Genomic DNA, 25,020 nt, shown 5'->3' on the forward strand with positions numbered 1-25,020 from the left:
CGGCTTGGCGTGATGATCAGATACGTTCAATGATGGTAGCGATACCCATACCGCCGCCGACACACAGCGTCGCAAGGCCGTAACGCAACTCACGCGCTTCGAGTTCGTCGAGCAAGGTGCCGAGAATCGCGCAGCCGGTCGCACCAAGCGGATGGCCCATGGCAATCGAGCCACCGTTGACGTTGACCCGCGACTCATCGACGGCCATTTCCTTCATGAACTTCATGACCACAGAGGCAAACGCCTCATTGACTTCAAACAAGTCGATATCACTGACTTGCAGCCCGGCCTTGGCCAGCACTTTGCGCGTAGCAGGCGCCGGCCCAGTGAGCATGATGGTTGGGTCGGTGCTGGTCACCGCCGTGGCAACAATCCGTGCGCGTGGTTTCAAGCCCAACTCTTCGCCCTTGGCCTTGGAGCCGATCAGCATCAGCGCCGAGCCATCGACAATGCCCGAGCTGTTGCCTGGCGTGTGTACGTGCTCGATTTTTTCGAGGTGGCTGTAAACCTGCAACGCGGTGCTGTCGAAACCCATCTGGCCGACCATGGCAAAGCTTGGCTTCAAACTCCCCAAGCCTTCAAGCGTCGAGTCAGCGCGGATGAACTCGTCATGATCAAGCAGCACCACACCATTTTGATCGGTGACCGGAATCAATGATTTTTTGAATGAGCCATCGCTTCGTGCGCGCGCCGCCTTTTGCTGAGAGCGCATGGCATAGCTGTCGACATCTGTGCGGCTAAAGCCTTCGAGGGTTGCGATCAGGTCGGCTCCAATACCCTGCGGGGTGAAATGGGTGTGCATGTTGGTTTGCGGGTCCATCACCCACGCGCCGCCATCAGAGCCCATCGGCACGCGCGACATCGACTCGATACCGCCAACCACGACCAAATCTTCAAAACCGGAGCGAACCTTCATCGCCCCCAAGTTCACGGCTTCGAGCCCGGAGGCGCAAAAACGATTGAGCTGTACGCCGGAAACGCTGACATCCCAATCGGCAACCATGGCTGCTGTTTTGGCTATGTCTGCGCCCTGATCTCCAACCGGCGTGACGCAGCCGAGCACAATGTCATCGACCTGGCTGGTATCGAGGTTATTGCGCGCCTGTAACGCGCGCAGGAGTCCAGCCACCAGATTCACGGGCTTGACGCTGTAAAGCGCGCCGTCTTTCTTGCCTTTACCACGGGGCGTGCGCACTGCATCGAATATGAATGCTTCGTTCATGTCGTCCTCATTCCTCCACGGGTGGGAGTTTGGCGGCGGTCACGCCAGCTTTGGCTGGCACTCTACCGGTTCAGACTCCACCATACGCGCCAGCACAGCGGACTCAATGACAGAACTGCTCAGGCCAATTGACCTGAGCGCTCAGACGAACGGTCAAATACTGGCGCTTTAGTGGCCAGCTCTGGAATTTCCTGTCTAGCGCAAGGGCTGCTCAATTCCTCACGCATCAATTAATAACCATAAAACCAAGAACGAGCGACCTTAGTAACCAAATCTTATAAATAGAACTTCTCAGACCCCCTACAGTTACCCGTGCTGGCAGTAAACGCGAGAGCGGTTCTGCGCATGATTCGCTGCCGGGTTTTGCCGGAGCGGTTAGCACCACACCGGGCACTTTAAAGAGCCACTGGCTTTTGCTTGAAAGTCGCCCCATTAACAAAAAGGGTATCTGGCCATGTTCAAACAGCCTAAGTACCGTCAGGCAGGTCTCATCGTCTTTGCGATTACCGTGGTGCTGATTCTGCCCAATCTCACGCGCCTGGTTAATTAACCGGGCTTGGCAATTCCCGCCTGACATTCGGCCGTTAAGCGCAATATGCTAGGGTGATTCTCACCGTTCAGTTGAGAGACGCCATGCGTATTCTTTGTGCTTTTGCCCTCATGTTTTTCAGCCTGATGACTCAGGCCAGCGATACTCAGCTAAACGCCGCACTTGAGGCGCTCCAAGCCCCGCAAACAGTCCTGATAGATGTGCGCACCCAGCCTGAATTCGCGGCGGGCTCAATTGCCGGCGCCACACGCATCGGCCACGAGCAGATTGCCCGGCAAATAGGCCAACTGAGCCCGGACAAAGACACCCCAATTGTTCTCTATTGCCGCAGCGGCGCACGTTCGGGCATTGCGCAAACCACCCTGCAAGCCATGGGCTATCGCAATGTGATCAATGCCGGCGGTTATGAAGCGCTGGCCAAGGCGCTGGAGTCACAGCCATGACGCGCCTGCTCGGGATATTCCTCGCCGCTTTGCTGTTCAGCACCACCAGCCACAGCGCGCAGCTCAGTGTGCAAACCAATATCGGCACCCAGCACTGGTCGAGTGAACAATTGCTTGCCCATCCGCAGGTGCAAACTGTCAGCATCCCGGCCGATGTCAGCTACAAGAAACCCATGCAATACCGCGCTGTGCCGCTCAAGGCACTGCTGGGTGAACTGCAACCGCACGATCATCTACAGGCGATCGCACTCGACGGCTTTGCAGCCGAATTACCCCTGCCGGTTATCCTTGATAACACAGCAGCACAAGCCTGGCTGGCGGTGGAAGACCCTAAAGATCCGTGGCCTGCACTGGCTGCGGGCAAACACAGCGCCGGGCCGTTTTATCTGGTCTGGCTGAACCCCGAAGCCAGCGGCATTGGCGCGGAACAGTGGCCGTTTCAAATCGCGACCTTGCGCCAGCAAACCTCTGTAGCGCAGCGTTACCCTGCGCTGGTACCGGGTGAGGATGCGAGCGCAGAGGTTGAACGTGGATTCGTCCAGTTTCAGAAAAACTGTCTGGCCTGCCACCGCCTCAACGGCGCTGGCGATGCGCAGTTCGGGCCCGATCTGAACGTGCCGCACAACCCGACCGAGTATCTGGCCGGGGATTTTCTAAAGTCCTACATCCGTGATCCGCAGAGCCTGCGCCGCTGGCCACAAGGCAAGATGCCCGGATTCGACAGCCGCGCCATCAGCGATGAGCAACTCAATGACCTGATCGCCTATCTGGCGCACATGGTGCAGCACAAGGTTCAACTGCCCTAGCCACTACAAGCCATAGCAGTTGCTCGGCTCGGGCAACTCAGTGAGGGCTTTGCTCAGCTCCGCGCTCCAGCGCTGGCGGATCAGGTTGTAGTACTCATCATCTTCTTCAACCCGAAAGCCAGCCGGAATATTCAGGCTGTCACTGTGATACACCAACACATCCAGCGGCATGCCCACCGACAAGTTGCTGCGCAGAGTCGAGTCGAACGAGATCAGGGCGCAGCGCAGCGCATCTTGCAAGCTGCTGAAGCAGTCCAGCGAGCGATCCAGAATTGGCTTGCCGTATTTGCTCTCGCCAATCTGGAAGTAAGGCGTGTCTTCGGTGGCGGCAATGAAGTTGCCTTGGGGGTAGATATTGTAAAGCTCAGGCGCCCCACCCTGAATCTGCCCGCCAAGCAAGAACGAGCAGCTCATGTCCACGCCTTTGGCCAGCACGCCCTGCATATCACGCTCGAGCACTTCGCGCATGGTGTCACTCACCAGCGTGGTCGCAGCAAACAAGCTGCTCACGCTGTTCAGGTTGACCCAGTCCGTGTTGAGCCGCTGCTGCAACAAGCTGATGACCGCCTGCGAGGTGGCCAGATTGCCAGCCGACTGCAGGACAATCAGCCGCTCTCCTGCCACACCGAATACATGCAGCTTGCGAAAGGTCGCGATATGGTCGATACCGGCATTGGTGCGGGTGTCCGAGATGAACACCAGTCCGGCTGTGAGTTTGGCTGCCACGCAATAGGTCATGATTATTCCCTTAAAAAGACAAAACGCTCAGCCCAGACAAGCCGGGATGAGCGCGTGTTGAGGCTACAAAGTGGTTACTGTTCTTGCACCATGGGCGTCGATGCAACTTCGACCCGGGCGCGCATTTGCTCGATACCGCCACCGCGCCGCATGCCACGTACCGGACAGGCATCCAGATAGTCCAGCCCGACCGCCAACTTCAAGTGACGCGACGGTTTGTCCAGGCAGTTGGTAACGTCAAAACTGTACCAGGCATCATCCAGCCAGGCCTCGGCCCATGCATGGCTGGCCAGATGATCACTGCTGTCTGTGTACAGATAACCCGAGACATATCGCGCCGGAATTCCCAGCGCGCGTGCACAGGCAAGAAACGCATGTGCATGGTCCTGACAAACCCCTTGGCGGCCGGCGAAGGCTTGCGCCGCGCTGGTTTCAATCGCCGTAGTGCCCGGCACATATTCAATATGCGAATTGAGCGCGTGCATCAGGTCGATCAGTGCGCTGCGGTCTCGTCGGTCGTGACACTGCTTGAGGCTGAATTCGCGCAATGCATCATCCGCCTCGGTTAATTGGGTGAAGCGCAAGAATGGATACGCTGAAAGCGCTTCGTGTTCGGCTTCAAGGGTCTCGTTGATTTCAACCACGCCCTGCGCGCCGATTACGATCGACTCGTGAGGCTCGTCCATGGTCAGCACATGCAGAATATTGCCGTACGGATCGACCTGCGCACGCACCGGCCGCGGCAGATTCAACTGCCAGTTGAGCACTTGCTGGCGCTCACTGTCGTGCGGGGTCATGCGTAAATACTGGATGCTTGCCCGCACCTGATCTTCATAGTGATAGGTCGTGTCGTGGCTGATAGAAAGTCTCATGCAACCTCCAGATAGGACGCTTGAATGGTTTGGCCCAATTCGCGGACCACCTGGATAAAATCCGTCAGCCAGGTATGCAACCCTTCTTCAAGCACTTCATCAATGACGGTGTATTGCAGCCGCGCGAGCAATTCGGCGGCCAAACGTTGTGCGGGCCGGCCGTTGTCACCCGGCAAGCCACTGAGCATCAGATTCAACTCGTCTACACAGGCTCGTAATGAGCGCGGAAGTTCTGGGCGTAACAGCAATAACTCGGACACCCGTCTCGAGTTGGGTGAGCCCCGATAGATTTCGGCAAAGGCCTCGAACGATGACAACGCCCGAAGCAAAGCGGTCCATTGGTAATAGCTGCGGGCCGGTCGCCCGTCAATTTCGTCGATATCCTCGCCCAGCAATTCATAGCGCGCATCGAGCAAACGCAAGGTGTTGTCGGCGCGCTCGATAAAGGTGCCCAGACGAATGAACCGGTACGGCTCGCCCCGCATGATGGTGCCGAACGTAGCGCCACGGAACAGGTGCGAGCGCTGCTTGACCCACTCACAGAAGTGGCTGATACCGTAACGCCCAAGCCCCTGCTCGGAGATGCCGCGAATCTCCAGCCAGGTTGAGTTGATGTTCTCCCACATGTCCGCCGTGATGCGCCCACGCACTGCATGCGCGTTGGTACGGGCCGCTTGCAGGCAACAATAGATACTCGCCGGGTTCTGCGGATCGAGAGCGAAAAAGGTCAGCATGCGTTCGGCATGCATCTGCCCGTACTTTTCCAGGTACTCGTCCAGCGTGCCCGTAATCAGCAACGGCATGGCCAATTCATCGAGGCCATGTTTGCTGCCGTCTTGTGGCATCAGCGACAGTGAATAACTGACATCGAGCATCCGTGCGAGGTTTTCAGCACGTTCCAGATAACGCGACATCCAGTACAAATCCGAGGCAGTTCGACTCAACATAATCAGCCCATGCTCACAGTAATGTGCCAACGCGGAGGCCTGCAGCCAAAACGGTGCAGAACGTGGTGTGATCAATGCTTGGCATAAACCCTCCTTGTTGTCTTGTTGATAGCCCGCAATGCAGTCTGCGCATTGCCCTTGTTCTAGTCCTCGACGACCCAGGTATCCTTGGTGCCACCGCCTTGCGATGAGTTGACGACCAAAGAGCCTTCACGCAGCGCCACACGCGTCAAACCGCCCGGCACCAGCCGGGTTTCGCGGCCAGACAACACAAATGGGCGCAAGTCGATATGCCGCGGTGCAATGCCCTGCTCAACAAAGGTTGGACAGGTCGAAAGGCACAAGGTTGGCTGAGCGATGTAAGCATGTGGTTTGGCGATCAGGCGGGCGCGAAACGCCTCGATCTCTGCCTTACTGGCTGCGGGGCCCACCAACATGCCATAGCCACCCGAGCCTTGAGTTTCCTTGACTACCAGCTCACTCAGATTAGCCAGCACATGTGACAGATCTGCCGGTTTACGGCACTGCCAGGTCGGTACGTTCTTGAGAATCGGCTCTTCACTGAGATAGAAACGAATCATTTCATCGACGTAGGGATAGATCGACTTATCGTCCGCCACCCCGGTACCAATGGCGTTGGCCAGCACCACATTGCCCGAGCGATAGGTCGATAGCAGCCCGGGTACGCCGAGCATTGAATCCGGGTTGAAGGCCAGCGGATCGAGGAAGGCATCATCGAGGCGGCGGTAAATCACATCGACCTGCTTGGGACCCGCAGTGGTGCGCATGAACAGTTTGTCGTCACGCACATACAGGTCCGCGCCTTCGACCAACTCGACACCCATCTCACGCGCCAGAAACGCATGCTCGAAATAGGCACTGTTGAAGCGCCCCGGCGTGAGCACCACCACGGTCGGATTGTCGAGCGGTGATGAGGCGCGCAGCGTGTCGAGCAACAGGCTCGGGTAATGATCAATCGGTGCTACCCGCTGCGCCGCGAATAGTTCGGGAAACAAGCGCATCATCATTTTGCGGTCTTCGAGCATGTAGCTCACGCCGCTGGGCGTGCGCAGGTTGTCTTCGAGGACGTAATAACTGCCGTCGCCATCGCGCACCAGATCGACACCGGCAATGTGCGCATAGGTGTTGCGATGCAGATCGAGCCCCTGCATGGCCAACTGGTAACAGTCGTTCGCCAGCACCTGCTCGGCTGGAATCACACCGGCCTTGATGATTCTCTGATCGTGATAGAGATCGGTGAGGAACATGTTCAATGCCTGAACACGCTGGATACAGCCCCGTTCGACCACGGCCCATTCACTGGCTGGGATACTGCGCGGGATGATGTCGAATGGGATCAGCCGCTCGGTGCCCTGATCATCGCCGTAAAGCGTGAAGGTAATCCCAGCACGGTGGAATAACAGGTCGGCTTCACGGCGGCGCTGCGCCAGCAGATCTTGCGGGGTTTCGGCTAACCAGCGGGTGAAGTCACGATAATGTGAACGGCACTCACCATTGGCCATATACATTTCGTCATAAAAGCTGCGGGCCATGCTCTGCTCCTTGTCACCCGATTGATGTGGAGCATTGCAAGGCCTGAGCCAGTCTGATTAATTGTTATTAATCAATTAGTTATAGCCCACGAAAAACAGAGCCGCACCAAAACAGCCCACGTGAACTGCGCCCAGCAAAGCCAATGCTCCAAACCAAAGCACATTTTGCGCAGAAGGTTTGCATCAAGGTGTTACTTGTACGCGCCAGCCACTTTTGCAGCAACAAACCACTCGTTAGGTTCATGCAAGTTTCATAATTGGCGCCAACACCCGTCAGGAGCATAGCTGGGTGTTGCATCACAACTGACCGGCCTGATGTTTGCGAGCATTGCCCTCAGCGTTGTTGCCGACCGTTTTGATTCGGCAAATGGGCAGGCCCGGGCACGCACAAATCCGAGCCGTTGCCGTACAGATCAAGCCGCCATCATGGCCAGCCAATGCCGGTAAAAACCTTCGGCAGTGCGATTGAGATCACGCACGCGCTGTTGAAGATTGCTCAGCATCGTGTCCAGCGATTGCTGGCTCGGCTCGGATGGATCAAGCAAGTGCGACCAGTCACCCAGCCATTGGCGGACAAGCTCCTCGGTCATTTCGGGGTGACCTTGCAGCGCCAGAATCTTATCGCCCCAGGCAAATGCCTGATTCTCACACCACGGGTTTCGCAGCAGAGGCTGCGCGCCGTCGGGGAGCATGAAGGTGTCGCCATGCCATTGGAAAATATCAAACTGCTCTGGCAGATGACTCAACCACGGGCTCTGCGCCGCCGCGGGCGTACGCTCAAGGGTTTGCCAGCCGCTCTCGGTGTAGGGCATTTTGTGGATCTGCGCACCGAGCGCCTTGGCCAGCAACTGGCCGCCAAGACAATGGCCGATCATGGGAATGTCGCGCCGGATAAAGTGCTGCAACGCAGCGACTTCGGTTTGCAGCCACGGCAAGGGATCATTAACGCTCATGGGCCCGCCCATGATGGCGACCGCCTTGGGCCGGTCGAGGTCAAGGCCGTCGAGCTCACCCAGATCAACACGCAGCACGCTGAAATCCAGCTGCGCCTCATCCAGCACCCGGGCAAGGTGGCCAGGGTGGCAATAATCAATGTGGGTCAGAATTACTATATCGGTCATAACAGCCTCCTGCGCCAAGTTTGCGGCATGCAGGCGGTGCGGTCGAGCCTTGGGTGATACACCGGCTAGCCTGTAACCAGCCGGTGTGGTGACGCGGATGTCACTGAATCAAGGGTTTAGACGCTTGAGCTCCTGCGTCACACCCCAGCCTTCAAGTTTACCTCCCTGCGGAATTACCAGCGCTTCAAGGTCTTGTTCAAAGTCACCAATACCGTGGTATGTCGCAAACATCACCTTGCTTACTTGCAGGTGCCAGGCACCGTCTTCACGCACGGTAATCTGGGTGTTGCATGACTCTCCACGAAAGTTTTTAGCCACTGTGCGGGCCCGCTCCTCATCCGGGAAAATGGCGTAGAACTCGATTGGGTGAAAGGCCGAAAAATCAAAACCGCCCTCTTTCATCCGCTGCAGTACATTGCTGCTGACATCATCATGCATGGCTGTGCTCATGAAACGACCCCCTCAGGCGATGGACGAAATTAACGCTGTTCCAAAGCAACCGCACATCTAGCTGCGGTGTCGCGACACCCAAACAGGTGGCGCCCGAGAATCAAGCAAGGATCTACTTGATGTGTCATAAGCCAGGCTTGGAATCAAACCCGGACAACGCGCACGAATTCATGACAAACAATCCAGTGGCGTCTATTCCATCCTAGCGCCAACTTGTACAGCTTGCATAGCCTCCTGATAACAAGCAGCAAAACCCCGCTGTGCGGCGCTACAGCCGACTATCAATCACGCCCGAGCCAGCGCATGACAAGACGCGTGAGCCAGACAGGACTAATTTGCCCGGACCAATAAAGCAACTTGAACTGCAAGCTGACCGGCCGGTGCACCCGCGGTTGATGCGCCTGTTGCCAGCAGGCTTCGGCTATATCCTCTGCTGCCAGATTAACCCCGAGGCGTTTGAGGACAGGCGGTGAAAACGTCTGGCTGGTCACCATCGGCGTGTTAACGAATGGCGGCATCAGGTCGCCAACGCTGATCCCGTAGCGCTCCCACTCCAGATTCAGCGCTTCGGTAAGCCCGCGCACGGCAAACTTTGAGGCCGAGTAAGTGGCCATGTGCTGAACGCCATAGAGCCCTGAAGCTGAGCCCATATTAATCACCTGGGCATCGCTGGTTTGCTTCAGGTATGTAAACGCAGCGTGAGTCATGTTGATCACACCCTGCACGTTGACCTGCAACAACTGCGCATGCGCAGCCGGTTCGATTTCGGCGAAATAGCCAAAGCGTAAAATCCCCGCGCAGTTGAAAAGCAGGCGCAACTGGCCGTCGTGGGCCTCGGCAAAAAGCTTTACTGCATCTTGTACAGCTTCGAGGTCGGTTACATCCAATGGCTGATGCCAGGCGCCGTTAAGCTCGGCAGCTAACTGGCTCAAGGCCGCTTCGTTGACATCCAGCAGACCGACCTTCCAGCCGCGCTTGTGAAAGATTCGCGCCGTGGCTGCGCCAATGCCCGAGGCCGCCCCGGTGATCAGAATATTATTCATCAGCAACCTCGTGATTTCAGAAACGCATTGACCCGCTCAAGGGCAAAATCAGAGACCTCCAGCACGCCCGCGTAAACCTGAAACACATGCCAAAGCCCTGGATAACGTTCCAGCTCCACCTTCACACCTGCGCGTTCCGCCTGCTCTGCAAGGCGCACGCTGTCATTGAGCAGCGCCTCATCTTCGCCAACCTGAATCAGCATGGGTGCCAGGCCCTGGAGATCGGCATAAACCGGCGACAGCTCAGGGCTCTCGAGCGCCACTTCCATCGGGCAGTAGAGTTGCGCCGATTGCTGCAGCCACGCCGGATGCAACATCGGGTCACCGCCTTCTGGCGTGTGGTGCTGCAATCCCGTGTAGTCGGTCAGCGGCGAAAAGCACACCAGCGCCGCGGGCTGCTGCAACCCCAACTCGCGCAATCTCAGCGCCAGCACCAGGCTCAGGTTGCCACCGGCCGAATCACCGGCCACCACGATTTGCTCGGGGCCGTAGCCTTGAGCCAACAACGCCTGATACGCCGCCAGCGCATCATCGCGCGCGGCTGGAAACGGGTGTTCCGGCGCCATGCGATAGTCCAGCGCGCAAACCTCGATCTGGCCAAGACGTGCCAATGTCGTGCAGATGGAACGGTGGCTACGCGGGCTACCCACCAGGTAAGCGCCGCCATGCAGATAGAGCATCACACTGCCGTTCGGCACCGAAGGTCGATACCACTCGCAAGGACGGCCGGCAATGTTACGCAACGTGCGCGTGCCATCGAGCTTGGCCAGATTGACTGCGGTCAGCAGATTGATCGTGCCGCGCTGAATGGCGATGGGCACCGGCGGGCGCATAACGCTGCGAAAGCAAACTTTGAGAGCGAACCGCAAACAGCGACGCAGGGTCGGCTGAGTGACGGCCGGGGCTGAAAACTCAGCGTACGCATTCATAATCGGTCAGCTCCATCTTCCGTGTCAGTTGCCGGTAACTGAAGGTGTAACCCGGCCAGTTATTGGTGTGTTTGCCCGCAGCGCTGATGTACCAACTGGTACAGCCCTGATCCCACACCGTATGTTTGATCGCGCGCTGAACGCCGCTGTTATAGTTCGTCTCGACTGCTGGCTTGAGATTGACGTAACGCAACTGCTTTGACTGCAGCTGTTTGATTGCGCTGAGCACATAACGGTACTGGCTTTCGAGCATATAAATGATCGAGTTATGGCCCAGATTGGTGTTCGGCCCGTAGAGCATGAAGAAATTCGGGAACCCGCTGACACTGATGCCTTTGTACGCTTGCGCGCCCTCTTGCCACGCCTGATTGAGCGACACGCCATCGAGCCCGGTAATCTGCATGGGCGCGAGAAACTCAGAGGTCTTGAAACCTGTGCCGTAGATCAGCACATCGCAGGCATGTTCCTGGCCATCCTCAGTGACGATGCCGCGCTCACTGACGTGACTGATGGCCTGATTAACCAGCGTGACGTTGTTCTGCGCCAGCGCCGGGTAGTAGTCATTGCTGATCAGCACCCGCTTGCAGCCCATGGGGTAATCTGGCGTTAAAGCAGCGCGTTTGGCCGGATCGCTGATGGCCTTGTTGAGGTTCTGCACAAACCGGTAGCGCATGGGTTTCATCAAGCTCGGCATGCTGATAAACGCCAGACCACGCGCTTCGTGATGGATGTATTTGAGGCCACGGTCAATCTTCTGCAGCCAGGGCATCTGCTTGACCAGCTCCAATTCCCAGGCGCGGTACAGTCGGTCAGGTTTGCTGATCACATAAGCTGCCGAGCGCTGAAACAAGGTGAGGTGCTCAACCTGTGGCTGGATGCGCGGAACGAATTGAATCGCCGAAGCCCCCGTGCCAATCACCCCTACGCGCTTGCCGTGCAGATCCAGATCATGGCGCCAGCAGGCCGAGTGAAATGCCGGGCCCTTGAATGCCTCGATGCCGGCAAGCTTTGGGTACATGGGCCGGCTCAATTGCCCGCAGGCACTCACCAGCACCGTCGCACTCAGCTGCTCGCCATCCGCCAGGTTCACTCGCCACTCACCTGCGCTCGCGTCGAAGGCGGCGCTCACCACTTCGGCATTGAAGCGAATCGACTCAGTCAACTTGTACTTGGCTACGCAGTGCTGCAAATAACCGAGTATTTGCGCTTGTGGCGCGAACTTGCGTGACCAGTCGAGCTTGGGCTCGAACGAGAACGAGTAGAGATGCGAAGGCACATCACAGGCAGCGCCCGGATAAGAATTCTCACGCCAGGTGCCACCCACACCGCTGGCCTTTTCAAGCAAAATAAAATCGTCGATACCCGCCTGCTTGAGTTTGATGGCCAGACCAACGCCGCCAAACCCAGTGCCAATGATGAGTACGCGATGGGATTTATTATTCATTATTAACTCCCTGAAACACTCGCCAACAATAGCCCGATGCTACGCAAATGGCTGATTCAGGGTTATCGCACAGCTGACTTTAAAATTGTTATTTTCGGTCAAAGCATCGGCTAAATAGGCAAGAATGCCACCTCGTTATTAGCAACCGCATGTCGTGCCAGCCTGAAAACCGAAAACCTGTGCACTAGGCTTAAAGGTGCTGGGGACTCTTAGCTGGCATCTGCGTACAGGCACGCCAATGTGCCCTTTAGCAGCAGCCAGCCTCGATACAGCGAGGTAATTATCATGACAACCCTACAGTGCACTCACCGCGATCATCTGATTCAGGCAGAAGTGATGGAGCATCCGGGCATTCCAACGCCCTGGGCTGGCGGCTGTCGCATCACCCTGCCCAACGGCCAGGTCACCCGACGGCTGCCCTTGCCCATGCAGCAGGCATTTCTCGATGAGCTGGATAAAGCTCAACATGCCTCGATCGCCCACGGTAAATGGCTGGTCGACCAGCATCTGGATAACGGCCTGAGCCTGATGGATTCGGCGCCGCAGCACAGAAGCGCGGCCTGAACGGGCTACTCAGCGCCTGCAGGTTTAACAAGGCGCGGCAAACCAGGTAAGCATTGCTGCAGCGAACGCTGCGAGACGCGACGCGAGCTTTGTGCTGAGCAAAAGCCGGTCGGCGAGGTATTGGCAGGATTTTCACGCAATACCGGGTAGCCGCAGCTACCCGGTGTTTAGCGTTTACTGTTGCAGGTGATGCGCGTCCTTAACCCCGGTGGTGTTATCCAGCAGGCTCTTGGTTGCGGTCTGCAGGAAGGCTTCGAGGTCCTTCTTCAACAGCGGATCAATGTCGACGTGCAGACGCTCAGCGCTCGGGTTGGCACCCAGCTGATAATCATACAGGCGCGACTCGAATCCTTTCGGCTGAATCAGAATGCGCTCAGGCGTAACGATTGCCACGGTCTGCTCGCCACCGGATGGTTTGATCACACCAATGCCATGATCGCCCTCTGGCAAGTTGAGCAAGTCGCGGCCCCAGCACTGATGGCGCACTTCGCCGCCAAGGCGGCCCATGATGGTCGGCACGATGTCTATCTGGGTGCCCACCGAATGGTTGACCTTGCCGAACTTGTCCTGAATGCCTGGGGCAATCAACAGCAAGGGCACGTTGAAGCGGAACAGGTCCATCTCGGTCAGTTGCTCGTCGCTACCAAAACCGTGGTCACCGACAATCACGAACAGCGTGTCTTTGTAGTACTTCGATTTCCGCGCTTTTTCGAAGAACTGGCCCAACGCCCAGTCGGCATAGCGCATGGCAGTCAGGTGCTCGTCTACCGAGCCATGCCCGGTGACTGGCTCGACCGGCAGGTCTTTTGGCAATGCGTACGGCGTGTGGTTGGACAGGGTTTGCAGCAAGGCATAGAACGGCTTGTCCTTGCCGGCAAAGTTCTCTTCCAGCTCTTTGGCGCCGCGGTCGAACATGTCCTGATCGGATACGCCCCACGTTGGGTCCATGTACACCGGATCGACGAAATCTTCGCGGCCAACAAAGTTGGTCATGCCCTGATTACTGAAGAAGCCCGACTGGTTATCCCACTGGAAGTTACCGTTGTAGACGTACAGATTGTCGTAGCCACGGGCGCTCAACAACTGCGGCAAGCCGGAGAACTGGTGCGAGCCTTCCGGGGTACGCATCAAGTATTCAAATGCCGGCAGGTTCGGGAAACACGCCATGGTCGCAAACATGCCCTGATGAGTATGCGTGCCATTGGAGAAGAACCGGTCGAAGAGCAAACCTTCACTGGCCAGCTTGTCGAAGTTCGGGGTGATATCGCCCGGTGCGCCCAAGGCGCCGACAAAATGCCCGGCGAAGCTTTCCATCAGAATCACCACCACGTTACGTACCGGCAATGTACCGTCTGCAGGCGGGGTGAAATCGCGGCGGATCGCGGCTGTATCGGCATCGACAAGTTTGTCGTGCGGGGTCAGCAGCATTTTGCGTACCGCTTCCAACGCTTCGGCATCGGACATGGTCGACTTCCAGGCGTTATCGCGGTGCGACGACATGCTCGCCGAAGCGGCGGATGCCAGCGTCAGCGTACCGTTAAGGCCCAACTGATTGGCGAACATCGAATCGGTGGTGTAAGCATCACCCCAGCGCAGCGGCGGGCCCTGGCGCAAATGACCGCGTGCGGCAATCACCGCAATCAGCAAACAAACAATAAACACCGAGGTGCGCCAGTACCAGGCCGGGCCATTGCTCGGGCTCGATTGCAGCACGGCCTTGGGCCGGCTGAGCAGATCCAGACCTTTGAACATTTTCGCCAGCAGCCAGGTCGCAATGGCCCAGCAGATCAGATAACGACCCACCGGATAGCCATTCCACAGCATGCTCAGAACGGTATGAACATCTTCTTCGAAGTACTGAAATACCAGGCTGTTGAGACGTTGGTGGAACTCGCGGTAGAAGTCCAGCTCGGTGATCCCGAGAAACAGGGTGATGCTCGCAAACGCAGTCAGCCAGGCCCGATGGAAGCCCCGTGCGGCCATGGCCCGAACACTCAGCAGCGACAGCAGCAAAGGCACCAGCGCATAAACCACCAGCCGCAGGTCGAAACGGAAACCGTTGTAAAACGCCTCGGCAAAGGTCGAGACCGTGTCGTTGCCGATCAGCTCGCGGTTATAGACCAACAGCGCAACACGCAATAACGCATACATCACCAGCAGCGCGACTGCACTTAACAGGGTGAACGTAAGATGACTCTTGATCGTGGGTGTGAAGCGCTTCGAAGGCGTTTTCTTATGGTCTTGCACACTGGCCATTGACTGATAATCCGTTAGTAAGGGCAATAGGGTGTCGGTCACTCAACCTGAACGCGTCAACAACGCCCCTTTCAGGGATGCTGTGGCATCTGGGTGAGCGGCGAAGCAATCGGAAATCTTAAAGCAACAAAACTCAACAAAGTGTGAAATCTGACATCAGACAACGACTTTTGAGAAGCCCGAATACAACTCAAGGGCCGTGCGGCCCTTGAGTTGTATTGCATCGATTCAGTCGTTGCTCGGCTTGTTGACAGCCTGCAGAACATACTGCGGCAGCGCAAAAGCGCCACTGTGAATCGCTGGGTTGTAATAGCGCGTTACAATTCCACTCCCTGCAAAGCGCGCGCACAGGGTTTCCTGCGACAGCTTGCGGTACTCGGCATCGGTACTGCCCCAAGCAAATGTCATGCTGCCACCGATGTAGGTCGGCACCGCAGCCATATAGAAATGCCAGTCGGCAAACAGGCCATGCATACGCGATGCAGTGGTTTGCACCTCGCTCAACTGCATGAACGGCGTACCGTTTTGGGTCACCAGAATACCGCCATCATTCAGGCAGCGACGGCAGGCCTGATAGAAGTTCTCGGAGAACAACACTTCGCCCGGGCCAATCGGATCGGTCGAATCGGAGATGATCACGTCGAACTTCTCGGTGGTGTTGGCCACGAAACGCATGCCGTCATCAATCACCAGATTCAGGCGTGGGTCCTCATACGCGCCACTTGAATGGTTCGGCAGGAACTCCTTGCACATATCGACCACAGTGCCATCGATCTCGACCATGGTGATGTGCTCAACCGTAGCGTGCTTGCACACTTCGCGCAGCATGCCGCCGTCACCGCCACCGATGATCAACACGCGCTTGGCTGAGCCATGAGCCAGAATCGGCACGTGGGTGAGCATTTCGTGATAGATGAACTCATCCGCTTCGGTGGTCTGGATTACGCCATCAAGCGCCATTACCCGGCCCATGCGTGCGTTCTCGAAAATCACCAGATGCTGGTGCTCGGTACGCACTTCGTGCAGCAACTTATCCATACGAAAGCGTTGACCGTAACCTTCGTAAAGCGTCTCTTGGTAATCGCTCATGACAGTGCTCCTATTAGCAATGAGTTGAACGCGGAATTCCCGCCTGTCCTGTAACCTCGATGCGCCCGCTTGTGGCAGACGCCTTAAAAATTTTGATGGCCATGAGGCTAACAAATTCAACCACGGCCAATCGATAAGGCTGCGCATTCTACGTGGCAGCGGGTTACAGGTCGAACCTTCTCAACAGCACGCCAGCACTCAATGGCAGCTAAATGCACAATGAATGCTTGAAAGTCATTTCAGCCCTGACAATTGCGCCGCGTGCGGGTAATGTCAGCGCATGGAAAACGATCAATTCACCGAGCTGGTTCTGCCCTATCAGGCGCCGTGGCAATGGCAGCAATTCCACAGCCATTTTGCCCTGCGCGCCCTCAAAGGCGTCGAATCCCTGCAAGCCAAACGTTACAGCCGCAGTTTCCATATCGACGGTACTGACGGCTGGTTTTCAGTGGCGCCATCTGCAGAAGCACCTGCACTGATTCTTCGGGTGAGTCCGGGGAGCGAAGCCTGTATACCAGCGCTGACCCAGCGCGTTCGCAAGATGTTCGACCTTGATGCAAACCCTGCACTGATCAACCAGCACTTGAGCGCCGACACCACGCTAGCGCCGCTATTGGCGCGCAATCCCGGATTGCGCCTGCCCACCGCATTTGATCCGTTCGAGCAGGCCGTGCGCGCCATCGTCGGTCAGCAGGTTACGGTGAAAGCGGCGGTGACCGTTACCGGTCGTCTGGTCGAGCGTTTAGGCAAGCCGTTATCCGGGCCATCAACGCCAGGCGTCGAGCGCTTGTTTCCGACGGCCGCAGCAATTGCTGCAGCAGACTTGCAGGGCATCGGCATGCCGGGCAAGCGCGTTGAAACCTTGCAGAACTTTGCCCGCGAGATTGCCAGTGGCAATCTGCAATTGAGCATGCAAATGGGTTATCAGGCGCTGGTCGAACGCCTTTGCGCCCTCCCCGGTATTGGCCCGTGGACTGCGGAATACATAGCGTTGCGCGCGTTTGGCGAACCGGATGCATTCCCGGACAGCGATCTCGGCCTGCTCAAAGCGCCGGTCTGGGGTAATGATGGCATCAAGGCCAAACAGCTCAAACTGCTGGCAGAGGCCTGGCGGCCGTGGCGTGCTTATGCCGCAGCGCATCTTTGGGAAAATTACTCAGGAGCATAAGTGGTGTTCTATCGATATCACAGCAGCCCAATCGGTCAACTGCTTATCGCGGGCGACGCAAGCGGGCTGCAACAACTGCTGATGGAAATTGACAGCAAGCCGTGGAAAATCGGCGAGAACTGGCAGCCTGCTGGCAAGCAACTCGACGCCGTGTGCCGGCAACTCGATGAGTACTTTGCCGGTCGCCGCAAACGTTTCGAGTTGACGCTGGCGCCGCGCGGCACCGAGTTCCAGCGCACGGTATGGCAAGCCCTGCAAGGTATCGGTTACGGCCAAACCAGCAGTTACGCCGAGCTGGCCACCGCGATTGGCCGGCCAAAAGCTGTGCGTGCTGTGGGCACTGCCAATGGCGCCAATCCGATTGCGCTGATTATTCCCTGCCATCGGGTGATCGGCCGCGATGGCAGCCTGACCGGTTATGCCGGCGGCCTGCAACGCAAAGCCCTGCTACTGCGCCTCGAAGGTGCGCAATTCCCCGAACAATCGCGGCTCTCGCTTTAAAGTTCGACGCACTGCATGTCGCTGGCAAATTCGACCGGGCCTTTATAGAACGCATTAATCGCCGCCAGCGTTTGCGCCTGCTGGTCGACCGTGCGGCTCATGAAATGCGAGAGCAGCACCTGTTTGACCTGCGCATCACGGCTTATTTCGCCAATCCGGCTCGGCAACATATGCAGGCGCACCACGACGCCCTTTGCGCCCTCGGGAATGGCGTTGTGTGCAACCAGCAGATCGCTGCCTTGGGCAAGGCGGATCAGGTTGTCACTGTGGCCGCCGTTATCACCGGAAAACGTCAGCGACTTGCCATCGATCTCGACACGATAAGCCAGCGATGGCACCGGCCCGTGCTCGGCATCAATCGCGGTTATTTTCACCTCGCCGGTGTCCAGCGTTTGTACTTGCGGGCTTGGTGTCAGATTATGCGCCTTGATCTGGTAACGGGCATTGCCGTTCACAAACCCCTGCAAGTAAGGGTAAACGCCCTGCTCACCAACAAAGCGTTGCACGAAGGTTTCGGTATCTGGGAAGAATTTGCTCGCCGTAGGCCCGTAAACTTGCAAATCGGTCTGCCGGTCAGTGAAGAACAGCGCCTTGATCAGCGGTGCAAAATCGGCGCTGTGATCACTGTGCAAGTGGGTCAGCAGCACAATAGGCACCTGGCTGATATCAACGCCGGCCAGGCCCATATTGTTTGCCGCCCCGTTACCGAGGTCGACCAGCACCTGCGCCACACCGTCTGCCCACACCACATACGCGCTGGAGGCGCGCTTGTCGTTCAACTCCGGTCCACCGGAACCCAGAACCTGCAGATAAACCCCGGTTTTCGGGCAGGTGGCAGTGGCTGACTTGGCTTCGCCGAGTTCGGCATGAGTATTTGCCGAACTGGCAATGCAAAACCCCAGCAGCGCGATTGTCCGTTTCAACATGAGTTATCTCCTTATGACTCAACCAGCGAACGCCGGCACGGTCTCAGAGATAACAGCTTGCTGACGTGAGGCAAAGGACCAATCAGAGATTGATCAGCGCAAAACTGGCCACGCACTCATGTCCTGCAAGCTCACCGCCTTTGCGTACCAGGCCGATAGTCTGCATACCGGCTTGCTGGGCTGCGTCGAGTTCTTCGACGACATCCGACAAAAACACAATCGCCTCCGCCGGCAATCCTATCGCTTCGGCAATGCGCTGATAGGAGCCCACTTCACGCTTGGGACCGGAGGTGGTATCAAAGTAGCCGCTGAACAGCGGGCTCAAATCGCCGGCTTCGGAGCAGCCAAAAATCAGCTTCTGCGCCTGAATCGAGCCGGACGAGTAAACGTACAGAGCATAACCCTGCTGCTTCCAGCGCTTCAGCGCCTCCACTGCATCCGGATAGACATGGCCCTTGAGTTGGCCATTGGCGTAGCCCTGCTGCCAGATCATGCCCTGCAATGCCTTGAGCGGCGTGGCCTTGCGGTCATCGGCGATCCACTGCAGGAGTATCTCGATAACCCGTATTGTGTCGGCCTCCGGCTCGGCGCTGTCTTCACGAACTGCATCGAGCAACTGCGCCACCTGGGGCTCGTGCGCATGCTCAAGCACAAAGGCCGGCAAGTGTTCGACCGCGTAGGGAAACAGCACATCGAAGACAAAACTGACGGCGCTGGTAGTGCCCTCGATATCGGTAAGAATGGCTTTAACAGGCATGATCAGAGCTCTCGAATAGGCAGCGGGCGCTTGAGTTAGTCATCAATACGCGGGAAACGGCTGGCAATGTCTTCGCCGGTAAACTCGGCAACCCAGCCCTCGGGATTATTGAACAGACGAATCGCCACAAAGTGCGGGCGCTCGCCCATATCGAACCAGTGACGTGTACCGGCAGGCACTGAGATCAGGTCATTTTTCTCGCACAATACGGCGTAGACGTGATCATCGATATGCAGGGTGAACAAGCCACGCCCCGCCACAAAAAAACGCACTTCGTCTTCTGCATGACGGTGCTCATCCAAAAACTTGGCACGCAGCTCAGCCTTCTGCGGGTGATCTTCGCTCAGGCTCACCACATCAACGGTGACATAGCCGCGCTCGCTCATCAGTTGGTCGATCTGGCTTTGGTAGGCGCTGATGACCTCTTCAGAGCTGGCGCCCGGCTTGATCGGCGCACTGGCCTGCCAGCGTTCGAAGCGCACGCCCACTTCGGCCAGCGTGCTGCTGATGTCTTCGGCGTGGGTCAGAACCTTGTGTGGCAACTCGGGTGATGACTCATGAAATACGCTCAGGGTGCTCATGGCGATTCCTCAGAAAATAACTAAAAAACGGTAAACGGAGTCAAATCTTGTGCAGCGCGCGCACTTTAAGTTCGCACTCGAAGAGGAACTCAAAGGCTTCAATCTGGCGCAAGGCATCGCTCATCTGCGCGCCCCAGGTATACAGCCCATGACCACGGATCAGATAACCGACGCAGTCCGGGTGCTCATCCAGCCAGACCTGCACCTTGCGGGCTAAGCGCGCGATGTCCTGATCATTGTCGAAGATTGGCACTTCAACCTGACATTCATGGGTGGTGATACCGCTAAAGGCTTTCTGCAACTCGTAATCGGCGAATACCAGCGAATCACTCAGGGTCAAACGCGAGAGCACCGTCGCATTCACCGAATGGGTGTGCAACACGGCGCCAATCGCTTCACTCCAACTGTACAGCTGCGTGTGCAACAGCGTTTCGGCAGAGGGCTTTTTACCGGGCTCAAGGCTGTTGCCGAGCAGGTCGGTGGCCAGCACATCGTCAACGTCCAACTGGCCCTTGTGCTTGCCAGAAACCGTTAGCAACGCCGAGTCGGTGCTCAGGCGCGCCGAGTAATTACTGCTGGTGGCAGGGGACCAACCGCGTGCGTAAAGGAACTGCCCCGCTTCGATGATCTGCTGCGCAAGTGTTTCGCGAGTCTGGCTCATGGCCGCTCCTCTTTAAGGCAAGTAGCGATGACTGCCGCGCCGGCTAGAACCGCGACGCTGGCAAGCGTGAATGTCCAGGACGAGCCCAAGGTACTCCAACTGTAACCCGAATACAGGGCACCCAGTGCACCGCCCACTCCGGCTAACGCAGCGTAAAGGGCCTGGCCCTGCCCTTGCTGGCGGTCACCGAAGCTGCGTTGCACGAAATGAATCGAGGCGGCATGGAAGCTGCCAAAGGTGGCGGCGTGCATTAGCTGAGCAATGATCAGAACCACCACGTGATCGGCAAGATTGCCCAGCAAGACCCAACGCACGGCGGTTATCAGAAAACTGGCCAACAACACCCGGCGCAGTGAAAAACGCGCCAGCAACTGCGCCATGAACATGAACAGAACGATTTCGGCGAGCACGCCCAGCGCCCAGAAACCACCAATTGCGCCACGCGCATAACCGAGCGCTTCGAGGTGCACGCTGAGAAAGGTGTAGTAAGGGCCATTGCTCAATTGCATCAGGCTCACACTGAGGTAGAAGCCTAATATTTGCGGACGTTTAAGTTGCTCGATGAACCGGCCCTGACCCGCAAATTCGGGCCGATGACGGGGCTGCGCATCCGGCACCCAGAAGCTGCTGATGCAGATCGCCGCCATGATCAGCACGATTGCCAGCGGATAGGCCGCCAAACTCAAATGCTCGAACAATTGCCCGAGGCCGACGACCGCGACGATAAAACCGATGCTGCCCCAGAGGCGGATCTGGCTGTATTTGGCAGCCTGTTCGCGCAAATGCGCCAGGGTGATGACCTCGAACTGCGGCAACACTGCATGCCAGAAAAACGCATGCAGGGCCATCACCAGCGCCAGCCATGCATAACTTTTACTGATGAAGATGCCGGCAAAACTGATCAGTGTGCACACCGCGCCAAAGCGCACGATCGCCAGCCTGCGGCCGGTGTAATCGCCCAGCCAGCCCCACACGTTCGGGGCCACACAACGCATCAGCATGGTAATGGCGATCAGCTCGCCAATACGCGCAGGAGAGAATTCAAGGTAATCGAAGTACAGCGCCAGAAATGGCGCCGTGGCGCCCAGCAGGGCGAAATAGCAGAAGTAGAAACCTGAAAGCCGCCAATACGGCAATGCGCCGGGCATCGCTAACGGCTCAAAATTGGCTGATAACTTGGCGGGCCGCCAACAGGTCGGCCCGAACAAGTCCGGCTGAACCGCAGGTGATCACAATTGCCCGATTACCGGCGTGTTCACGCGCACATCCGCGTTCTGGCCGCGATGGCGTAACAGATGATCCATCAGCACGATGGCCATCATCGCCTCGGCAATCGGGGTCGCGCGAATACCGACGCAAGGGTCGTGTCGGCCTTTGGTGATCACATCGACCGGCTGGCCGTTGATGTCAATCGACTGGCCCGGCGTGGTGATGCTCGAAGTAGGCTTGAGCGCCAGATGCGCAACAATCGGCTGGCCGGATGAAATACCGCCCAGAATGCCGCCGGCGTTGTTGCTGAGGAAGCCTTGCGGTGTGAGTTCGTCGCGGTGCTCGGTGCCGCGCTGGGCAACACTGGCGAATCCGGCGCCAATCTCGACACCTTTAACCGCGTTGATACTCATCAGCGCATGGGCCAGTTCGGCATCGAGGCGATCGAAAATCGGCTCGCCCAAACCGGGCATAACCCCTTCGGCAACAACGGTGATCTTCGCGCCCACGGAATCCTGATCGCGGCGCAGTTGATCCATGTACGCCTCAAGCTCAGGCACTTTATCGGGATCGGCACTGAAGAATGCGTTGTTGTCGACGTGCTCCCAACTCTTGAATGGAATCTCGATGGGGCCAAGCTGGCTCATGTAGCCGCGAATGACGATGCCCTGAGTGGCCAGATACTTCTTGGCAATGGCACCGGCGGCCACGCGCATGGCGGTTTCCCGCGCCGAGCTGCGGCCACCGCCACGGTAATCGCGAATGCCGTATTTGTGGTGATAGGTGTAGTCGGCGTGGGCCGGACGGAAAGTGTCCTTGATCGCCGAGTAGTCCTTGGACTTCTGGTCAGTGTTGCGAATCAGCAAGCCGATCGAGCAACCCGTGGTACGCCCCTCGAACACCCCGGACAGAATCTCTACCACATCGTCTTCCTGACGCTGCGTTGTGTGGCGGCTGGTGCCCGGCTTGCGCCGGTCCAGATCCCGCTGCATGTCTTCGAGTGAAAGCTCAAGCCCAGGCGGGCAACCGTCAACAATCGCCACCAACGCCGGGCCATGGCTTTCGCCCGCGGTGGTAACGGAGAACAACTTGCCGTAAGTATTGCCTGACATGTGCTAAACACTCCACGTGAATCAATTCAGGGGCCATTCCTGTAGTCTGCGCGGGCTATGAAGCCCCAGTTTGCACAGCCATGCGATAACAGCCAAAAATGCAGGCCGCGAGTATACCCGTGCAGCACGCGCAGTTCACCCTTGGCCACACAAGTGCCGCACAAGCTCCACGGGCGCATTCGCGCCCAGGAGTATTTGTTGCCTGCATAGAACCTTCCGCCGCTGCGACTATCCAATCATCACCCGATGCCAATGTGCCTATATATGTTGCGAGTTCTTCTCTTGACCCTCACCCTGTTCGCCCCACTCGCCCAGGCGGCGCAAGCTGTATTGCAGCGCCCTGTGAACTTGCAGACCAGCCAGGGCACACTCTTTGGCACGCTCGAACTGCCCAAGACCGACGCGCAAATGCCCGTGGTGTTGCTCATTGCAGGCTCCGGCCCAACCGACCGTAACGGCAATAATCCGGGTGGCGGCCACAACGACACGCTGCGTCGGCTGGCCAAGCAATTGGCGCAGCGCGGTATCGCCACCTTGCGCTACGACAAGCGCGGTGTTGCTGCCAGCCGCCCCGCGACGCCCAATGAGCGTGATCTCAGCGTCGAGCAGTATGTGGCCGACGCGCAAGGTTGGCTGAAAATGCTGCGAGGCGACGCGCGCTTCAACAAAGTTTTCGTCGCGGGCCACAGCGAGGGCGCGTTGATCGCCAGCCTGAGCGCCGATAAGTTCAAGGTTGACGGTATTGTCTCGATTGCCGGCAGTTCAAGGCCGATTGATCAGGTCCTGCGCGAACAGCTCAGCTATCGTCTGCCACCTGCCCTGCTGGGCAAAAGCTCGACCATTCTCGACTCGTTGATTGCCGGTAAACCGACACTGGATGTGCCGCAAGAACTTGAGGTGTTGTTCAGGCCCACGGTACAGCCGTATCTGATCAGCCTGTTCCGTCAGGATCCGGCCAAGGCCTTCAGCCAGGCCAACGCACCGGCGCTGATTATTCAGGGTGATCATGACATTCAGGTCGATGTCGCCGACGCACTGCGCCTCAAAGAAGCACGCCCCGACGCGCAACTGGTCGTAATCAAGGGCATGAACCATGTGCTGCGCATTGTCCCGCTGGACATGAAGGCGCAGCTGGCCTCTTACGACAATCCGAAACTGCCGCTGGCGCGTGAATTGATCGACGCGCTGAGCCAGTTCATTGAACACACCGAACAGTAGCCATTTAAGAATGTTTAACAGCGGCCGATAGCGTAAATGCCTCCACCGGTATAGCGCACAGGATCGCCTATCATGCTCGACAGCCCAGTTGAAGAACCGACCGCCCCTGAGGCGCCTGCCGTCGAGCAGCCACATCCGTGGGCCAATATCGCTCCCAGCCAGTTTCGCCTGCTGCGCCTGAGCGCGCTCAACGCGGACAGCCACACGGGCGCGCGACCGCTGAGATTTGTCCAATACGGCCGGGCCGAGCGCCACGGCAATGGCCAGAGCCTGCTGCGTTTGAGCGTACAGGTGCCGGAACTGGCGCAACGCAAAGCGCAGAACTGCCTGGAAGTGTGGATCGATCATCGCAACAAAGAAGTGCGTTTTGGCCCGGACACTGGTTTGCGCATAGAGCCGCAAAACCGTGGTTTGGGGCGCTTCCTGCTGGCTCAGGGCATTGCCTGGGCGCAGCAACATTGCGCTCATTATATGATTGAAGGTGGCGCACTCTCAGTCAAACAGTCGCCTACACCGGCGGCCCGGCAACTGCGCGACCATATGTTGCAAACGCTCGGTTTCACCCTTGAGTACAGCGATGCGCAGCAACTCAAGGCTCAATACAGCGCCCCACGTGTGGGCAGCCTGAACAGCGACTGGAATGCCCAGAAAGTGCAAATCATTGAAGTCATTGAGGCCGCCCAAATGCTCGAACAAGCCGACCGCAGTCTGCTCGAACAGGCTATAAAACTGCGCAAGGTCGAAGAGCGCATGGAGCAGTTCAAGCGTGAAGACTCAGGTCTGCGCTTCACCATCGCCTGCCTGGTTACTTTCAGTTTGTTTCAGGCAGGCTTGTTGATCTGGATCGCCACCCATTGAAG

The 25,020-nt window shown here is 57.6% G+C and carries 25 protein-coding genes; 7 read left to right on the forward strand and 18 right to left on the reverse strand.

The genetic code is table 11. The annotated features are described in order from the left end of the window. Positions 1 to 16 precede the first annotated feature (16 nt). Complete coding sequence (locus tag PMYSY11_RS12795) at positions 17 to 1,222, reverse strand: acetyl-CoA C-acetyltransferase (RefSeq protein WP_150549414.1); 1,206 nt, start codon at positions 1,220 to 1,222, stop codon at positions 17 to 19. Between the two features lie 633 nt (positions 1,223 to 1,855). On the opposite strand from PMYSY11_RS12795, the gene PMYSY11_RS12800 reads away from it, so the two are divergent. Together PMYSY11_RS12800 and PMYSY11_RS12805 are read left to right on the forward strand one after the other, a co-directional pair. Continuing rightward, on the forward strand, positions 1,856 to 2,215 hold the full coding sequence (locus PMYSY11_RS12800) for a rhodanese-like domain-containing protein (RefSeq protein ID WP_150549415.1): 360 nt from the start codon (positions 1,856 to 1,858) through the stop codon (positions 2,213 to 2,215). Beyond that, complete coding sequence (locus tag PMYSY11_RS12805) at positions 2,212 to 3,021, forward strand: cytochrome c (RefSeq protein ID WP_150549416.1); 810 nt, start codon at positions 2,212 to 2,214, stop codon at positions 3,019 to 3,021. The genes PMYSY11_RS12800 and PMYSY11_RS12805 overlap by 4 nt, the downstream gene beginning before the upstream one ends. 3 nt (positions 3,022 to 3,024) lie before the next feature. Here the strand turns inward: PMYSY11_RS12805 and PMYSY11_RS12810 are convergent, their stop codons facing one another. From PMYSY11_RS12810 to PMYSY11_RS12850, 9 genes are all read right to left on the reverse strand, one after another. After that, positions 3,025 to 3,759 (reverse strand): proteasome-type protease, encoded by a 735-nt coding sequence (locus tag PMYSY11_RS12810; RefSeq protein WP_150549417.1) that lies wholly within the window; start codon positions 3,757 to 3,759, stop codon positions 3,025 to 3,027. Positions 3,760 to 3,833: 74 nt separating this feature from the next. Next, on the reverse strand, positions 3,834 to 4,631 hold the full coding sequence (locus PMYSY11_RS12815; RefSeq protein WP_069898622.1) for a transglutaminase family protein: 798 nt from the start codon (positions 4,629 to 4,631) through the stop codon (positions 3,834 to 3,836). Next, on the reverse strand, positions 4,628 to 5,578 hold the full coding sequence (locus tag PMYSY11_RS12820) for an alpha-E domain-containing protein (RefSeq protein ID WP_069899675.1): 951 nt from the start codon (positions 5,576 to 5,578) through the stop codon (positions 4,628 to 4,630). The genes PMYSY11_RS12815 and PMYSY11_RS12820 overlap by 4 nt, the downstream gene beginning before the upstream one ends. A gap of 143 nt (positions 5,579 to 5,721) precedes the next feature. Beyond that, the gene (locus PMYSY11_RS12825; protein ID WP_069898624.1) at positions 5,722 to 7,131 is read right to left on the reverse strand and encodes a circularly permuted type 2 ATP-grasp protein; all 1,410 of its coding nucleotides are present in this window, start codon (positions 7,129 to 7,131) and stop codon (positions 5,722 to 5,724) included. A gap of 413 nt (positions 7,132 to 7,544) precedes the next feature. After that, the gene (locus PMYSY11_RS12830; protein WP_069898626.1) at positions 7,545 to 8,252 is read right to left on the reverse strand and encodes a type 1 glutamine amidotransferase; all 708 of its coding nucleotides are present in this window, start codon (positions 8,250 to 8,252) and stop codon (positions 7,545 to 7,547) included. Positions 8,253 to 8,360: 108 nt separating this feature from the next. Continuing rightward, complete coding sequence (locus PMYSY11_RS12835) at positions 8,361 to 8,702, reverse strand: ribonuclease E inhibitor RraB (RefSeq protein WP_069898628.1); 342 nt, start codon at positions 8,700 to 8,702, stop codon at positions 8,361 to 8,363. A 281-nt stretch (positions 8,703 to 8,983) separates the two neighbouring features. After that, positions 8,984 to 9,745: an SDR family oxidoreductase gene (locus tag PMYSY11_RS12840; protein ID WP_150549418.1), complete on the reverse strand. Its 762-nt coding sequence runs from the start codon at positions 9,743 to 9,745 to the stop codon at positions 8,984 to 8,986. Further along, positions 9,745 to 10,674: an alpha/beta hydrolase gene (locus PMYSY11_RS12845; protein ID WP_150549419.1), complete on the reverse strand. Its 930-nt coding sequence runs from the start codon at positions 10,672 to 10,674 to the stop codon at positions 9,745 to 9,747. Before PMYSY11_RS12845 ends, PMYSY11_RS12840 begins: the two co-directional genes overlap by 1 nt. Next, the gene (locus tag PMYSY11_RS12850) at positions 10,658 to 12,118 is read right to left on the reverse strand and encodes a flavin-containing monooxygenase (protein ID WP_150549420.1); all 1,461 of its coding nucleotides are present in this window, start codon (positions 12,116 to 12,118) and stop codon (positions 10,658 to 10,660) included. The genes PMYSY11_RS12845 and PMYSY11_RS12850 overlap by 17 nt, the downstream gene beginning before the upstream one ends. 285 nt (positions 12,119 to 12,403) lie before the next feature. Between PMYSY11_RS12850 and PMYSY11_RS12855 the strand changes: the two genes are divergently transcribed. Then, on the forward strand, positions 12,404 to 12,682 hold the full coding sequence (locus PMYSY11_RS12855) for a hypothetical protein (protein WP_150549421.1): 279 nt from the start codon (positions 12,404 to 12,406) through the stop codon (positions 12,680 to 12,682). Positions 12,683 to 12,856: 174 nt separating this feature from the next. On the opposite strand, the gene PMYSY11_RS12860 is transcribed toward PMYSY11_RS12855, so the two are convergent. Both PMYSY11_RS12860 and speE read right to left on the reverse strand, forming a co-directional pair. Then, complete coding sequence (locus PMYSY11_RS12860) at positions 12,857 to 14,938, reverse strand: LTA synthase family protein (RefSeq protein WP_150549422.1); 2,082 nt, start codon at positions 14,936 to 14,938, stop codon at positions 12,857 to 12,859. 228 nt (positions 14,939 to 15,166) lie between these two features. Continuing rightward, positions 15,167 to 16,027 carry a polyamine aminopropyltransferase gene (speE, locus tag PMYSY11_RS12865; protein WP_069898640.1) on the reverse strand — a complete coding sequence of 287 codons (861 nt, stop codon included), beginning with the start codon at positions 16,025 to 16,027 and terminating at the stop codon, positions 15,167 to 15,169. Positions 16,028 to 16,307: 280 nt separating this feature from the next. Here speE and PMYSY11_RS12870 point away from each other — a divergent pair, with 280 nt between their 5' ends. Next, positions 16,308 to 17,195, forward strand: a complete 888-nt coding sequence (locus PMYSY11_RS12870) for a DNA-3-methyladenine glycosylase family protein (protein ID WP_150549423.1) — start codon at positions 16,308 to 16,310, stop codon at positions 17,193 to 17,195. Between the two features lie 3 nt (positions 17,196 to 17,198). Further along, on the forward strand, positions 17,199 to 17,696 hold the full coding sequence (locus PMYSY11_RS12875; RefSeq protein ID WP_150549424.1) for a methylated-DNA--[protein]-cysteine S-methyltransferase: 498 nt from the start codon (positions 17,199 to 17,201) through the stop codon (positions 17,694 to 17,696). Here PMYSY11_RS12875 and PMYSY11_RS12880 read toward each other — a convergent pair. From PMYSY11_RS12880 to aroC, 6 genes are all read right to left on the reverse strand, one after another. Beyond that, a complete protein-coding gene (locus PMYSY11_RS12880) occupies positions 17,693 to 18,622 on the reverse strand; it encodes an MBL fold metallo-hydrolase (RefSeq protein WP_150549425.1) in 930 nt (309 codons plus the stop codon). The genes PMYSY11_RS12875 and PMYSY11_RS12880 overlap by 4 nt on opposite strands. Positions 18,623 to 18,704: 82 nt before the next feature. Beyond that, entirely contained in the window at positions 18,705 to 19,379 is a 675-nt protein-coding gene (gene mtnC, locus PMYSY11_RS12885) for an acireductone synthase (RefSeq protein ID WP_150549426.1), read from the reverse strand. Positions 19,380 to 19,414: 35 nt separating this feature from the next. Beyond that, positions 19,415 to 19,960 (reverse strand): 1,2-dihydroxy-3-keto-5-methylthiopentene dioxygenase, encoded by a 546-nt coding sequence (locus PMYSY11_RS12890; RefSeq protein WP_069898652.1) that lies wholly within the window; start codon positions 19,958 to 19,960, stop codon positions 19,415 to 19,417. A gap of 40 nt (positions 19,961 to 20,000) precedes the next feature. Then, positions 20,001 to 20,621, reverse strand: a complete 621-nt coding sequence (locus PMYSY11_RS12895; protein ID WP_150549427.1) for a methylthioribulose 1-phosphate dehydratase — start codon at positions 20,619 to 20,621, stop codon at positions 20,001 to 20,003. Further along, the gene (locus PMYSY11_RS12900; RefSeq protein ID WP_150549428.1) at positions 20,618 to 21,769 is read right to left on the reverse strand and encodes an MFS transporter; all 1,152 of its coding nucleotides are present in this window, start codon (positions 21,767 to 21,769) and stop codon (positions 20,618 to 20,620) included. Before PMYSY11_RS12900 ends, PMYSY11_RS12895 begins: the two co-directional genes overlap by 4 nt. A gap of 81 nt (positions 21,770 to 21,850) precedes the next feature. Then, complete coding sequence (gene aroC, locus PMYSY11_RS12905) at positions 21,851 to 22,942, reverse strand: chorismate synthase (RefSeq protein WP_069898658.1); 1,092 nt, start codon at positions 22,940 to 22,942, stop codon at positions 21,851 to 21,853. Positions 22,943 to 23,206: 264 nt separating this feature from the next. Here aroC and PMYSY11_RS12910 point away from each other — a divergent pair, with 264 nt between their 5' ends. Continuing rightward, a complete protein-coding gene (locus PMYSY11_RS12910) occupies positions 23,207 to 24,160 on the forward strand; it encodes an alpha/beta hydrolase family protein (RefSeq protein WP_150549429.1) in 954 nt (317 codons plus the stop codon). Positions 24,161 to 24,232: 72 nt separating this feature from the next. Beyond that, positions 24,233 to 25,018: a hypothetical protein gene (locus PMYSY11_RS12915; protein WP_150549430.1), complete on the forward strand. Its 786-nt coding sequence runs from the start codon at positions 24,233 to 24,235 to the stop codon at positions 25,016 to 25,018. Positions 25,019 to 25,020: the final 2 nt, after the last annotated feature.

The sequence above is a fragment of the Pseudomonas marincola genome, from assembly GCF_900682675.2.
Taxonomy (GTDB): domain Bacteria; phylum Pseudomonadota; class Gammaproteobacteria; order Pseudomonadales; family Pseudomonadaceae; genus Aquipseudomonas; species Aquipseudomonas marincola.

Excerpts from the sequence above, each read along its gene's own strand:
- PMYSY11_RS12880 (WP_150549425.1), bottom strand. The coding sequence starts at position 18,622 with ATGTTGAAACGGACAATCGCGCTGCTGGGGTTTTGCATTGCCAGTTCG.
- speE (WP_069898640.1), bottom strand. The coding sequence starts at position 16,027 with ATGAGCGATTACCAAGAGACGCTTTACGAAGGTTACGGTCAACGCTTT.
- PMYSY11_RS12835 (WP_069898628.1), bottom strand. The coding sequence starts at position 8,702 with ATGAGCACAGCCATGCATGATGATGTCAGCAGCAATGTACTGCAGCGG.
- PMYSY11_RS12800 (WP_150549415.1), top strand. The coding sequence starts at position 1,856 with ATGCGTATTCTTTGTGCTTTTGCCCTCATGTTTTTCAGCCTGATGACT.
- PMYSY11_RS12900 (WP_150549428.1), bottom strand. The coding sequence starts at position 21,769 with ATGCCCGGCGCATTGCCGTATTGGCGGCTTTCAGGTTTCTACTTCTGC.
- PMYSY11_RS12895 (WP_150549427.1), bottom strand. The coding sequence starts at position 20,621 with ATGAGCCAGACTCGCGAAACACTTGCGCAGCAGATCATCGAAGCGGGG.
- PMYSY11_RS12815 (WP_069898622.1), bottom strand. The coding sequence starts at position 4,631 with ATGAGACTTTCTATCAGCCACGACACGACCTATCACTATGAAGATCAG.
- PMYSY11_RS12795 (WP_150549414.1), bottom strand. The coding sequence starts at position 1,222 with ATGAACGAAGCATTCATATTCGATGCAGTGCGCACGCCCCGTGGTAAA.
- PMYSY11_RS12850 (WP_150549420.1), bottom strand. The coding sequence starts at position 12,118 with ATGAATAATAAATCCCATCGCGTACTCATCATTGGCACTGGGTTTGGC.
- PMYSY11_RS12820 (WP_069899675.1), bottom strand. The coding sequence starts at position 5,578 with ATGTTGAGTCGAACTGCCTCGGATTTGTACTGGATGTCGCGTTATCTG.
- PMYSY11_RS12830 (WP_069898626.1), bottom strand. The coding sequence starts at position 8,252 with ATGACCGATATAGTAATTCTGACCCACATTGATTATTGCCACCCTGGC.
- PMYSY11_RS12915 (WP_150549430.1), top strand. The coding sequence starts at position 24,233 with ATGCTCGACAGCCCAGTTGAAGAACCGACCGCCCCTGAGGCGCCTGCC.
- mtnC (WP_150549426.1), bottom strand. The coding sequence starts at position 19,379 with ATGCCTGTTAAAGCCATTCTTACCGATATCGAGGGCACTACCAGCGCC.
- PMYSY11_RS12840 (WP_150549418.1), bottom strand. The coding sequence starts at position 9,745 with ATGAATAATATTCTGATCACCGGGGCGGCCTCGGGCATTGGCGCAGCC.
- aroC (WP_069898658.1), bottom strand. The coding sequence starts at position 22,942 with ATGTCAGGCAATACTTACGGCAAGTTGTTCTCCGTTACCACCGCGGGC.
- PMYSY11_RS12890 (WP_069898652.1), bottom strand. The coding sequence starts at position 19,960 with ATGAGCACCCTGAGCGTATTTCATGAGTCATCACCCGAGTTGCCACAC.
- PMYSY11_RS12860 (WP_150549422.1), bottom strand. The coding sequence starts at position 14,938 with ATGGCCAGTGTGCAAGACCATAAGAAAACGCCTTCGAAGCGCTTCACA.
- PMYSY11_RS12805 (WP_150549416.1), top strand. The coding sequence starts at position 2,212 with ATGACGCGCCTGCTCGGGATATTCCTCGCCGCTTTGCTGTTCAGCACC.
- PMYSY11_RS12855 (WP_150549421.1), top strand. The coding sequence starts at position 12,404 with ATGACAACCCTACAGTGCACTCACCGCGATCATCTGATTCAGGCAGAA.
- PMYSY11_RS12870 (WP_150549423.1), top strand. The coding sequence starts at position 16,308 with ATGGAAAACGATCAATTCACCGAGCTGGTTCTGCCCTATCAGGCGCCG.
- PMYSY11_RS12910 (WP_150549429.1), top strand. The coding sequence starts at position 23,207 with ATGTTGCGAGTTCTTCTCTTGACCCTCACCCTGTTCGCCCCACTCGCC.
- PMYSY11_RS12810 (WP_150549417.1), bottom strand. The coding sequence starts at position 3,759 with ATGACCTATTGCGTGGCAGCCAAACTCACAGCCGGACTGGTGTTCATC.
- PMYSY11_RS12845 (WP_150549419.1), bottom strand. The coding sequence starts at position 10,674 with ATGAATGCGTACGCTGAGTTTTCAGCCCCGGCCGTCACTCAGCCGACC.
- PMYSY11_RS12825 (WP_069898624.1), bottom strand. The coding sequence starts at position 7,131 with ATGGCCCGCAGCTTTTATGACGAAATGTATATGGCCAATGGTGAGTGC.